8 protein-coding genes and 2 pseudogenes are annotated in these 12,381 nt (G+C 65.8%); 3 read left to right on the plus strand and 7 right to left on the minus strand.

Annotated elements, in window-relative coordinates; genetic code table 11:
• Positions 1-72: 72 nt before the first annotated feature.
• The 5 genes and pseudogenes from ACZ5CW_RS01615 to ACZ5CW_RS01635 all read right to left on the minus strand — a co-directional run.
• Entirely contained in the window at positions 73-2,160 is a 2,088-nt protein-coding gene (locus tag ACZ5CW_RS01615; protein WP_468597384.1) for a pentapeptide repeat-containing protein, read from the minus strand.
• Between the two features lie 460 nt (positions 2,161-2,620).
• Positions 2,621-2,881: a hypothetical protein gene (locus ACZ5CW_RS01620; RefSeq protein ID WP_468597385.1), complete on the minus strand. Its 261-nt coding sequence runs from the start codon at positions 2,879-2,881 to the stop codon at positions 2,621-2,623.
• Positions 2,882-3,022: 141 nt separating this feature from the next.
• The gene (locus ACZ5CW_RS01625; protein ID WP_468597387.1) at positions 3,023-3,436 is read right to left on the minus strand and encodes a DUF6069 family protein; all 414 of its coding nucleotides are present in this window, start codon (positions 3,434-3,436) and stop codon (positions 3,023-3,025) included.
• 833 nt (positions 3,437-4,269) lie between these two features.
• Positions 4,270-4,716: a DUF6069 family protein gene (locus ACZ5CW_RS01630; protein WP_468597389.1), complete on the minus strand. Its 447-nt coding sequence runs from the start codon at positions 4,714-4,716 to the stop codon at positions 4,270-4,272.
• Between the two features lie 378 nt (positions 4,717-5,094).
• Positions 5,095-5,321 (minus strand): annotated as a pseudogene (locus tag ACZ5CW_RS01635) (transposase); the annotation flags it as partial.
• Between the two features lie 104 nt (positions 5,322-5,425).
• Between ACZ5CW_RS01635 and ACZ5CW_RS01640 the strand changes: the two are divergent.
• From ACZ5CW_RS01640 to ACZ5CW_RS01650, 3 genes and pseudogenes are all read left to right on the plus strand, one after another.
• The gene (locus ACZ5CW_RS01640) at positions 5,426-6,697 is read left to right on the plus strand and encodes a nucleotide sugar dehydrogenase (protein ID WP_468597391.1); all 1,272 of its coding nucleotides are present in this window, start codon (positions 5,426-5,428) and stop codon (positions 6,695-6,697) included.
• Positions 6,694-8,379 (plus strand): glycosyltransferase, encoded by a 1,686-nt coding sequence (locus ACZ5CW_RS01645; protein ID WP_468597392.1) that lies wholly within the window; start codon positions 6,694-6,696, stop codon positions 8,377-8,379. The genes ACZ5CW_RS01640 and ACZ5CW_RS01645 overlap by 4 nt, the downstream gene beginning before the upstream one ends.
• Before the next feature lie 224 nt (positions 8,380-8,603).
• Positions 8,604-8,851: pseudogene (locus tag ACZ5CW_RS01650) on the plus strand (LCP family protein); the annotation flags it as partial.
• A 58-nt stretch (positions 8,852-8,909) separates the two neighbouring features.
• Here ACZ5CW_RS01650 and ACZ5CW_RS01655 read toward each other — a convergent pair.
• Together ACZ5CW_RS01655 and ACZ5CW_RS01660 are read right to left on the minus strand one after the other, a co-directional pair.
• Positions 8,910-11,690, minus strand: coding sequence for a helix-turn-helix transcriptional regulator (locus ACZ5CW_RS01655; protein ID WP_468597393.1), 2,781 nt, complete (start codon positions 11,688-11,690; stop codon positions 8,910-8,912).
• Positions 11,691-11,853: 163 nt separating this feature from the next.
• Positions 11,854-12,279 (minus strand): TetR-like C-terminal domain-containing protein, encoded by a 426-nt coding sequence (locus ACZ5CW_RS01660; protein WP_468597746.1) that lies wholly within the window; start codon positions 12,277-12,279, stop codon positions 11,854-11,856.
• Positions 12,280-12,381: the final 102 nt, after the last annotated feature.

Genomic DNA, 12,381 nt, shown 5'->3' on the forward strand with positions numbered 1-12,381 from the left:
GCACCGAGTGCACGGGGGCGCACGGAGCGACCGGACTCGTGGGGAGGAGACCGCGCACGCTGCTTGGTGTGGTCAGCGTTTGATGCGGCCGCGTACGGCGAGGGCGGCGAGGGCGAGGAGGGTGGGTTCGAGGAGGCGGGAGGTCATCTCGATGTAGGTGCCGGCGGTGGTGAGGTTCTGCCCGCTGGAGCGGAAGACGACTGAGTTGACGGCGACGCGGGTGGCTTTCTCTGCGCGGGCCCAGGCGATGCGTTTGGTCCACCCGCCGGGCAGGGCGGGGGCGGGGGTGGTGGTGTCGAGGCTGATTTTGCTGCCGTGGAGGGTGCCGGTGGTGGCAGGGTCGGGCTCGTGGGTGGGCAGGCCGAAGCCCATGAGCAGCAGGACGGTGAGGGACATGGCGGCCAGCAGCCAGCCGGCGGCACGGGAGGCACGCAGGCCGTAACCGGACAGCAGCCAGTACCCCCATAGCAGGAGGCGTTCGACTTTCGGGGTGCCGGTTGAGTCGTGGCGGCGCATCTCGCACTCGCCGTAGTAGAAGTCGGCCGCGCCGGGTTCGTTCTTGCCGTCCTCGAAGGCTTTACGCAGCTGCCGGTAGAGAGCGGCGACGTCCACGGGGTCGGGGGTGAGGTGGGGGTCGGGGTGGTGCGGGCCAGGGCGCCACTGGTCATCCGGGGGCGTGGTCCCGGCGGGAAGGATCGGCTGCCTGGCGGTCTGCGCGCGCCAGTGGTGTTCCTCGGACAGGGTGCGGCGTCGGGTCCAGTGCGCTGGCAAGAAGATGCCTCGGCAGTGAAGGCCGGTGGGTGGAGAGGCGAAGGTGGTGCGGCCTTCCATGCGGATCTCGTCGAGGTGGAAGGCCCCGGAGAACAGGCAGTCGGTCAGGTCGGTATCGGTCAGGACCAGGTGCGCGGCATCCACACCCTGTACGGAGGTGACCCGCACGGTTTCCGGGCCTGCCATCAGATCCTCGCTCACAGGCCCGGCATCGGTGGAGAAGGGGCTGGTGTGGGCGATGACCGCCAAGGGGGCGGAGAGGACCGCGTGGGTGAGGTCCACGGCCGCGTATCGAAGCCGCACGGTGGCCGTCGATTCCCACCTCGTTCGCTCACACACCACCTCCCGCGCCGCAACCTCCACCGTCACCGGCAGCGAGAACACCGCCCCGGACAGGTGCATGCGCCGCGCGCACACCAGCGGCCCCAGCACTGGCACACCCTCGAACCGCACCCTGTCGAACCAGGCGTCGCCGGAGAACTGGGCGTCGCCGAAGTGGGCGTCGTTGGAGAACTGCGCCTTGCCGAACCGAGCGTCGCTGGAGAATCGCGCCCCGTCGAACACGGCGAGGCCGGAGATCTGGGCCTTGCCGAAGCGGGCGTCGGCGGAGAACTGCGCCTTGACGAACCAGGCGTCGCCGCAGAACCGCGCCCTGAAGAACCAGGCGTCGCTGGAGAACTGGGCGTTGCTGAACCAGGCGTCGCCGGAGAACTGCGCTCCGAACCAGGCGTCGCCGGAGAACTGGGCGTCGCCGAACCAGGCGTCTCTGGAGAACCGGGCCTTGCCGAAGTGGGCGTCGCTGGAGAACTGGGCGTCGCTGAAGTGGGCGTCGCCGGAGAACTGCGCTCCGAACCAGGCATCGCCGGAGAACTGCGCCCTGCCGAACGTGGCGATGGTGGAGAACTGGGCGTCGCTGAAGTGGGCGTCGCCGGAGAACTGCGCCCCACTGAACATGGCGGGGCCGGAGAACTGCGCCTCGGTGAACCGGGCGGTGCTGGAGAACTGCGCCCTGTTGAACACGACGATGCTGGAGAACTGCGCCCCGCGGAAGTGGGCGTCGCCGGAGAACTGCACCCCACTGAACATGGCGGGGCCGAGGAACTGCGCCTCGGTGAACCGGGCGGTTTGGACGTGGGCGGTGTGGGTGGTGGGGTCGCGGAGGGCATCGAGGAGGGCATTGAGTAGGTGTTGGGTGAAGGGGGTGCCGCGGTGGTCGATATCGGCGCCGGGTGCCAGGCTCGCAAGGAAGGCGTTGCGATCGGTTTCGGTGAGGTGGGCGAGGCACATGGGATGGCCTGGAACGTGAATGCCACGGCAGCCGATCGGATCGGTGGCTGGGTCGGCGCCCTGCTGGCAGTGCGGCCAGGACGGCGGTGGGGGTGTGCTCACGTGACAGCTCCATGGGTGTGCCCTGGCACCGGACAGACGAACTGACGGCTGGGACCGCGCCGGCCCCTGCCGACGGAAGACGCTGTGGGTCGTGAAGGGGTTCTCGCCGGTTTCCGTCGTCCGCTTGGTTCGGCCAGTACACCCACGTCGTCCATGGAGGCCCGACGCGAGGTCATGAGCCACATGGACCGCCTGCTGCGGAGGCGGCCCGGCCGTCCGTGACCGCCCGCGTTCCCTTGTGCCCCCGGCCTGGGTCGGCCATCCGCCTCCGGGCCCGATGCGGAGTTCGACGCCCAGGATGTGGGCGGCGGTCCACAGCAGGGTGGTGGCCAGGACGGGCACCGCCGATCGCGTATGCGGTGCGGCGTCACGTACAGGTCCACAAGCCATCCAGCTGGCCACGAGGTGTGACCAATCGCGCCGCCTTGTCTCCGGCGGGAAGGCGAGGTGAGGCCTGAACTCAATCCGCCAACCGGTCCGCGGTCGCCTCCGCGGACTCGGCAGCGTCCAGCACCGCCGTGTCGTACGTGCTCTGCGCCTTCGTGGACATGTGCCGCCACTCCTCCAGCGACGGCTCACCACCCAGATGCCCCGGCACCCCACGGCGGGTGTACGACGACGGCCGGGAACGCTCCTGGCGCAGCACCCACCAGGTGCCCACCGCAGAGATCACCAGCAGGGACACGGGGATCAGAGCCCCGATCAGACGGGCAGCAGACATGACGGAACCTCGATTCGGCGGACAGCCGGTAGACGTGACGTGGAGCGAATGCCCCAGGGCTCCGCATCCGGTTCTTCGGGCCGGTAGCGCGGCCAGTCAGTGGATCGATGGGGCGTCTTCGGCTTGTTGCCGTGTCCTGGGTCAATCGGCGTTTGCCGGGGCCAGGAGCGGAATGAGTACGGCGGCGACGGCCAGATGCATCAGCGCCAGGGTGGCCCTGGCGCCGTCGGACGCCGGAACGAACGTCAGTGGCGCCAGTGACACCAGCAACACGGTGACGGCCAGTCGGGTCCAGACGGTGGGGGCCGGGTCGGTCAACCGGTCCAGTGCCTTTCGCGTCGCTGAGGCGAGCAGGGAGACGACGAGCGTGCTACCGGCGACGAGGGGCAGGTCGACGGCCTGGCTCGGCCATCCGCCTCCGGGCCCGATGCGGAGTTCGACGCCCAGGATGTGGGCGGCGGTCCACAGCAGGGTGGTGGCCAGGACAGCACCGCCGATCGCGTATGCGGTGCGGCGCAGATCCGGGGTGGCCGGGCGGGTGGGTGGGGTGGTCATCGGAATGCTCCGTCATGCGTCGGTCCACGGTCCCGCCGCTGCGCGGCAGGATTCGACAGCGCGGTGCACCGTCGGGAGTTCGGGGAGGAGATGGGCTGCCGTGCTGTCCGCAGGCTTCACCGCTGCGGCCGAGGGTGATGGGCACGCCGAACCGGCGGGGCGATCACCGGCACTGAAATGCCCAGGGCCACGTCCCTGACGCCGGGGCCCCACGGAATGATCGAGACGAGCTGAACGCAGGGCTGAGACAAGGGTGGGCAGGCTGCGCGAACCGTCGGTGACGGCTACCTGGGCGCCGCGCTCGGCGCGCGTTCAACGCGACCGTGCCGTAACGCGGCGGGCGGTACCGGGGGCCCGGGCATGGTGCGGAAGAGGCAGTCGAGCGGGCCGGGCCGGCCCGCTGTGCCGTACGCCGGACAGGAGGCGACCGGAGTCAGGATGGGCGAGCCGTCGAAGACGAGACGGCTGTCAGGGTCGTTCCAGGCGTACATGATGATCAAACCTTGAGTTGGGTGGCTTCCCGATTCCTCGCCTTCCTTTCTAGGCGTTCCGCGCAGAGGGCACATCGGGGGTTTTCCCTAGTCGCACACCCCGGCGGACTAGGTGTTCTGTCCCCGGAGGTTGGTGACAGCGGCCGCGTCGTCGAGGAACGTCCCGGCATCACCGGCTGATCAGGCCCGTATGCGCCGCGATCTGGAAGCCATGCACCGCGGCGACGACATCGCCGTGGACCTGCGCATCCTCGGTACGTCGAGCCGACCGCGGGAGCGACGGAGCCTGGGATGCTCCCTGCGATTGAGGTGCATGACTGTTCGGACAGCCTGAGCCGGGCGTCAGGATCGGCGCAGTGGCGTGTTCACGAATGCCGGGATCACCGCCGCGCCGACGATCAGGTGCATCGGGGCCAGCAGGAGCTGGTCGGACGTTGTGACGCCGGCCCCGTTGAAGGGAAGACTGGCGACGAACACCAGAGCTGTGAGCGCCTGCCAGATGTCAGTGGCCCGCCGTGGGACGAATCGTTCCAGCAGCTCCAGCAGTCCCCAGCCGAGCAGCGCCGGGACGACGGAGGCGGCGATCACCACGCTGATCGGGATGGACTGGGCCGGCCGACCGAACACAGCGGGAGTCCTGAGGTCGTACCCGGCGACGTCGGTGAGGACGAGGACGTACGCGAGGTTCGCGAGGAGACCGATGCCGATGGCGGCCGGTCGCAGTACCCGGGAGTCGGTTTCGGTGAGGCGGCGGGCGGATGGTCTTGGCGCAGACGATGTGATGGCCACGATGGTTGCTCCGTTGGAAGAGGTCGGGGGCAGCGGATGGCGGGCAGATGAGGTGGGAGGCGTGGTGGGCGTCGTGGTGGGCGTCGTGGTGGATGGGGCCGCGGCCCGCCTGGTGGCCGTAGTAGTGGTGCAAAGAGGCAGAAAGCCGGCTCAGCCGAAAGCCCGACTGCTTCGTTTCTAGGCGTTCCGCGTACAGGGCACATCGGGGGTTCTCCCTAGCCTCGATCTTTCGTGAGGAGCCCCGACGGAGTCGGGGCCCATTTCGTTGTCGATGGCGGAGGGTGGGCAGGCCGAGGGCCCGGGTGTCGTCTCGGGTGGACGCCGGGTTCCACTGCTCCGGGCCGGTCCTCTTCTCGCAGGGACAGGTGAATCCGCTGGTCATCCGGGGTTCGGCAGCAGCGCAAGCCGTTCGAGGGCGGTGGTGATCTCACGAGCCCAGGGCCCGTGGCGGGCGAGGCGGAGGATGCGGCGACGGCCGGTAGTGACAAGCTGACCGGCCGCGGGGAGCAGGCGAAACCGCAGGCGGCGCGGTTCCCGGAGCCGGTCTGGCCGGTCAGGGCGAGCATGGGCATCCAGGCCGGCAGGTCGAGCGGGTGTGCGACTAGGGAGAACCCCCGATGTGCCCTGTACACGGAACGCCTAGAAACGAGGCAGTCGGGCTTTCGGCTGAGCCGAGGTAGTGCCCGTTGGAACAGGGTTGGGGACGAAGGTGAGCAGACCCACTGCGGTGGATCTTGTTGTTGTCGGGCTCGGATACGTGGGGTTGCCGTTGGCCCGCTCCGCTACGGCGGCTGGGCTGAGCGTCGTGGGACTTGATCGCAGTCGTCAGGTGGTCGACGGCCTCAACTCTGGCCGCTCGCACATCGACGACGTCACCGATGCCGAGGTTCGCACGATGCTGGACCAAGGCTTCGAGGCGGTCGATAGTGCCGAGGCCATCGCCGGCGGCGCCGCGGTCGTCGTCTGCGTCCCGACCCCGCTCACCGACCACGGCTCTCCCGACCTGGGCGCGGTGCACGCCGCGGTCGACGACATCGCCGCCCATCTCGCTCCGGGTACCCTCGTGGTACTTGAGTCGACGACGTATCCGGGTACCACCGATGAGGTTGTGCGGCCACGGCTCGAGGCCGGTGGCCTTCGGGCGGGCAGGGACTTCCATCTGGCTTTCTCCCCCGAGCGCATAGACCCGGGCAACCCCCGCTTCGGCTTGGAGAACACCCCGAAGGTGGTCGGCGGCATCACGGACGACTGCACCAAGGCGGCACGCGCCCTGTACGAGCGTTTCGTGGGCAGCGTGGTGCAGGCGAAGGGCACGCGCGAGGCCGAGATGGCCAAGCTGCTGGAGAACACCTACCGGCACGTCAACATCGCTTTGGTCAACGAGATGTCGATGTTCTGCCGTGAGATCGGCGTCGATCTGTGGGATGCGATCCGGTGCGCGGCCAGCAAGCCGTTCGGGTTCGCACCCTTCTACCCCGGCCCGGGAGTCGGCGGCCACTGCATCCCTATCGACCCCAACTACCTGTCCTACAAGGTGCGTTCCCTCGGCATTCCGTTCCGCTTCGTGGAGCTGGCTCAGGAGATCAACCAGCGGATGCCCGTGCATGTGGTCAACCGGGCGGCCGACCTGCTCAACGATCAGGGCAAGGCGGTCCGCGGGTCGCGCATCCTGCTGCTGGGTGTGACCTACAAGCCTGACATCTCCGACCAGCGGGAAAGCCCCGCGCTCGCGGTGGCCGAGCAGCTGAGCGCCCGGGGCGCCGGACTGGCCTACTTCGACCCTCACGTGCCTGTCTGGACGGTGGGTGGATGCCCGGTCGAGCGGGTGGAGGACTACCTGGCGGCGGCCGAGTCGGCCGATCTGACCGTCCTGCTGCAGCCGCACCGGGAGATCGACCTCGCCCTGTTGGCCGACCGCGCCCGGCTCCTGTTCGACACTCGCGGCAAGTCCGCCGATCACCCCAGGGTGGTCAAGCTGTGACCGCCGACGACACGTTCATACCCGGGGCGGCCGAGGACGACAGCCGTCAAAGACACCGCAGACGCAGACACCTGAAGGTGTCGTACCTGTTCTTCGTGGGGTTCGCCGCGCTGATCTTCACCCGGCTCGACGCGGGCTCCTTGCACCTGTACTCCATTGGCGCCATGGGCCTGCTGGCCATCAAGATGTTCATGGCGCTGTTCTACCGTCCGGCCAAGGCAGACCAGCAGGGGCTGGAGTACCTCGAGCAGTCGTGGGTCACCGCGGTCATCCCGATCTACAACGAGGATCCGGTCATGTTCGAGCAGGGCCTGCGGAGCCTACTCGCGCAGAGCCGGCTGCCCAACGAGGTCCACATCATCGACGACTGCAGCGCGGATCCCGGCGGTATCCGGGTCGCGAAGAAGCTACGCCGTGAATTCGAAGCCACGGGCGTGAAGTACACCGTCAGCGTCCAGCCGGAGAACAAGGGAAAGCGCGAGGCGCTGGCCCTGGGCTTCGAGGCGGCCCCGTACTCGGACATCTTCCTGTGTGTGGACTCCGACACCATCCTGGCCCGCGACACCGTGCGCGAGTTGCTGCTTCCGCTGGCCGACGAGCGGGTCATGGCCTCCACCGGCATGGTCTTGGCCCTCAACCACGACAGCAACATCTTCACCCGCCTGCAGGACCTCAGGTACGGCAACTCCTTCCTCTTCGAACGGGCCGCGTACTCGCGGCTGAAGTCTGTGCTCTGCTGCTGCGGGGCGCTCTCCGCCTACCGGGGCACGCTGGTACGCAAATACCTCCCGGACTTCCTCAACCAGCAGTTCCTGGGCAAGCCCGCCGTTTTCGGCGACGACCGCCGGATGACGAACTACTGCCTCATGGAAGGCCAGGTCGTCTTCCAGGAGACTGCCGTCGGCTACACGGCGGTGCCGGAGAAGCTGGCGCACTTCCTGCGCCAGCAGGTGCGCTGGAACAAGTCGTTCTTCCGCGAGTCCCTGTGGGCGTTCGGGCACCAGAAGAAGTACCGCCCCGCCTTCTGGTTGACATGCATGGAACTGGGTTTGTGGCTCCTCTTCGGCACGGCGATGGTCTATTCGCTGTTCATCCTGCCGATCCTCCACCCCACCTCGTTCTTCCACCACATCGGCGACTACGCCGTCTTCATGGTCCTCATGGGGTACCTGCGCAACGTGCGCTACCTCGACTTCCCTCGCCGCGGCATGGGCTTTGCCAAGCGGTTCGGCATGTTCCTACTCGCGCCGCTGTACGGGTTGATCCAGTTGTTCTTGCTCACCCCGCTGCGCTTCTACGCCCTGCTCACGCTGGGCAAGGGCAGCTGGGGCACCCGGCAGGCAGGCGTCGAGGTGTCCGTAGGCGGAGCCGAGGCGGAGGTCACGGAGATCTTCGAAGAGGAAGACCCCTACTCCGACAAGAAGGTGACCGAGACACTTCAGCTGATGCGCCTGGAAGGTGCCGCACTTGCGCGCACCACCGCCCCGCGGCGCCAGGCCGTTGTGCAAGAGCTGCCACTGCCCACATCTCACCTCTACCAGCAGGGTTGGAGCATTTCCCAGCAGCGGGTGGCGTGGGGATCTTCCACACCCGTCGAGCAGCCCCGGCAGGCACCCCAGCAGCCGGGTCCTTCCCAGGACGAGCATCTGGATCCTTCCTGGCCCCACGGCCAGGACTGGTAGCACGCCCGGGAAGCGGGGCCGTACGGATTGTCCTTCCTACGGTCCCGCTTGCACACCACTGTCCGGGGCACGTCGAGCGAGGACTCGGATCAGGATGAGCCACATCTCCAAGCCGGCCGGGGCAGAGGCCGCGCGGTCCTGATCGCGTTGAGCGTGCTTGTCGCGGCCATGGTGCTCGCCGCTTCAGGACTAAACATCCTCGTCCTCGGCTCCGACTCCCGCGCGGGCGCCAACGCCTCCCTCGACCCAGGCACTGCCTGCGCATCGGAGACGGCAGCGACCTCGGCGGCATCGGCCTTCAGCAGCAGTTCCTCGTCGCGCTCATGAGCCAGATCAAGGAGCAAGATCTGCTGGGCAGTCCGCGGACGATCACGCTCCCGGTGGCGTACGACAAGAAGAACCCCAACCGGCTCATCGCCGCCCAACCCCAGGCCCCACACTCTGGCAGGCCGTCCGCACAGATTTCGCGTGATCAAGGTAGACAAAACGCAGAACGACGCCGCCCTGACCGCTGCCCAGGCACCGAAGCATCACCGCACAGGCCCACCCGAAGTCGAAGATCGGAGCACGCGCGGTGGATCGAGGATCAGATCACGTAGTTGCCGGCGACTACTTATATTGAGTTTTGTAAAGATGTGCCCCAGGTGATACTCCACCGTTTTCGCGCTGACGAAGAGTTCTGCTCCGACTTCCCGGTTGGTCATTCCGCGGCCGACGAGGTGAGCTACGTCCCGTTCTCGCGGCGTGAGGTCGGCCAGCGGATCCGAATCGTGCACCTGTGAGGCGCTCGCGATGTACGGCTTGGCGCCCAGCGCACTTAGCGTGCCCTCTCCGCGCTCGATCCACATGTCGCCGTCCGAAGCACGGCCTACGGATTTGAGGCAGCCTCCCAGGGAGCGTTGGATGAGGGCCATGTAAATCAATGAGTCATCAGGGTCCCTCGCTCGGGTGGCTTTCGACTGATAAATCTTCATGGCCCCGTATTTGTCGCCACAGGACTCCACATACTTACCGTGAAGCCATACGGCTGGAAGCCTCAGGGAGGGTGCTGTTCGTGCAAGTTCTTGCACATACCTCAGTTCTGCTTCAGCTTCTGATGAGCGACCGTTCTCTATGAGAGCTTCCGCGTAGAGTGCGCGCCACCATACCTGGAAGTGTGAAGCAGGACCCGACAGAGGGGGATGGGTGAGCGGCTCAAGGATCGACAATAGCCGTACGGTGTCCGATTGTGCGTGAGCGAGCACTGCATTCCCAAGGCAGGTGAAAGGGACTGCCCAGCTGGGTGCAAATTTGCCGAGTTCGGCCTGTGCGATGTCGAGATGTTCCTGAGCCTGCGCAAAATCACCGCGACCGCTAAAGGTGAGTGACAGCGCCGCATGTCCCATGGCTGCAGCCCACGGCTTTTCACGTTTGGAAGAAATGATCAACGCGTTTCTCGCGCTTACTGAGGATTCGTCCCACTTCCCGAGCAGAAACTGAGCGGAAGAAAGGCATACGAATCCGAACTCGTCCATCGCCGGTCGTCCGCTCAGACGCGACATGTCCAGCGCCTCGGAGACGTCACGGATGCCCGCGTTCAATTCTCCTGCGAAAGAATACAAGAGCCCCCGGAACATCAGAGGGAAGGACAGGAAATGATGGGCGTCGTCGCCTGACTCAAGGAATTCGGTTAGGCTGTCCAGCCCCGCCCGAGGTCCATGAACGAACGTATGAGCAAAGGCCAAGTGAGATTTCGCTCGGTATGTGATCGCCGAGTTGACATCATTGATGGACAGAACACGCTCGAATGCCTTCACGGCTGCCGGCCCGTTTCCGCGGAGCAGTTCGAGAAGACCAAGCCAGCTGGCAGCCATGCCGGCAATTTTGACTCTCTCGGGGGCCGTTGATCGTTCTTCGGCATCCAATGCGTGGGTGAGCAGAGGCGCAGCCTCGTTCAAACGCCCCCGGCTCTCCGCGTAGGCACCCAATATGAGGTCACGCATGGGAGACGGAGTGCAGGCTTGTATGTCGACCAGTAGTGGCTTTACCCGTGAGAATTCGTCGATCCAAAGCAAGTGTGCCGCGGCCAACTGAAGCAAGCGTTCGTGCTCTGTGCAGGAGCTTGCCACATCTGCAGCCCATAGCCACAGAGTCGCTGCGCGGTTGACGTTGCCGAGATGAAGCTGCTCGTTGGCCGCCTCTTCCAGCTCATGGCTGAGTGCGCCGTCTACAGAGTCCGCTGCAGCTACTCGGTGTTCCCAGGAAGCGTCACGGGGAAGAGCTGCCGCTGCCTTGACGTGAAGCTCTTTTCGCCGGACCGGTGACAGGCAGGCGTAGATTGCCGATCTTTGCAGTTCGTGTCGGATTGAGACAGGTGCTGCGGGGTCTCCCCGCATCCATTCGACGAGCCCTTCCGTTAGCAGGGGCCCCATGGCGATAGATGGTTCGGAAACTCCTGCGACTGCTGCCGCCGTCAGCAGAGGAATGCGACCGTTCAGAACTGCGAGAGCTTCGGCAAGGCGACGCGATGTCTGTGGGACATTCGCCAATTGATGGCTTATGACGGAAGCGAGGGACGGGGAAAATTCGGCATTCTCTGGGCGTGAGACCGCAGACGTGCGCTCAAGTTCTCGGATGAGCATCTGGACGTAGAGTGGGTTCCCGCGGGTGAGATTTGCAAGGTTCTCTACAGTGTGCGGATCCACCTGGTCAAGTGAATGCTCGGCGAGATGTGAAACCTCTTCGACGGAGAATCCGGAAAGCGGCACATGGCATACCCTCTCAACCCCTTCCTCGATCAAGGGGTCCCGAGAATCCACGATTTTTTCTTCGCTGGTCCCTCGGAGCAAGAGGATCGTGATGACCGTGTCGGCCTCCAGTCGGCGCAGCACAAACCCGAGCGCCTCTTTGGAGTTGCGATCCGCCCACTGTATGTCATCTGCGACTATGGCAACTGGACCTTGCGATTGAAGAAGCCCCAGCACTTCCAAAAGCTGCGCGCCGACACGGAAAGGGGCAGCGTTCTCGGGAACGGTGCCGTCCTCAAGAAAAGTTCCCTGCAAGAGGGATGGTGGTACCTTTCGCAGCAACTGCTCGACAAGCCCATATGGAAATTCCTGCTCGGATGAGGCGCATCGTGCCGTCAGTACCCTGAATGCTTGCGCCTCGTCATTGCGTAGCCACTGGCGGAGAAGCGTTGTCTTCCCTGCGCCAGATTCACCACGGACCCAAACGAGCCAAGGTCTCCCTTGTTGCGCCTGCAGTGCACACCGATTGAGTTCATCGAGCTCGGATTGTCGTCCGACGAAGAAATCACCAGGCTTGCTTATCATGGTCACCCTCCATATTGCAGAGCCGCTTAAGTATAGCTGTGGGGATTAATTTAAGCCACAGCTCTGGTGTGTATTCGGCCACTGCGGGGAGAGTGAACCTGATCACAGAATCCCATCCGCAGCATGATAAAAGCGATGGCTTGCTCTGAATGGCAGTTGCCCTTCATGCCTGGCCGGCGTCCGCTTCGGTCGCCTTGACGGTTACTGCGGAGTCCTCTGTCAGGGCGCTGGCGCGGGCGGCGGCGAGCGTGATCCGCACGGCCCGGTCGGCGGTGCCCTCTTCGACCGGCTCGGCACTGACCAGCAACCTGAAGTAGATCGGAGCGGCCGGCGTTTCGAGCAGCTCGACCGGATCGGTCTCTGCCGGGAGTTCGCCTCGCGCGATGGCGCGGGTGATCACGGGCTCGGCCCGCCGGAACCGGTCGGCGAAGACCCGTCGCCGCGCCTCGGCGATCTCCGGCAGTCGGCCGGCGTCGGAGTTGATCGCGGTCTGCACGGCCCTGCCCACCGGGCCTGCCATGCTTTGCGCGAGCGCCCGCGCGAGCGCCCGCAGGTCGGTCTCGATGGCTCCGGTGTCCGGGATCGGGATGTCGGTGGCGAAGTGCTCGCAAGCGCGTCCACGACCAGGCTCGGATCAACGACCCGACCAAACGCAGGAAACCGGAACCACAAGGTTTATAGCAATGCGAAC

Source organism: Streptomyces sp. NPDC031379 (genome assembly GCF_055569615.1).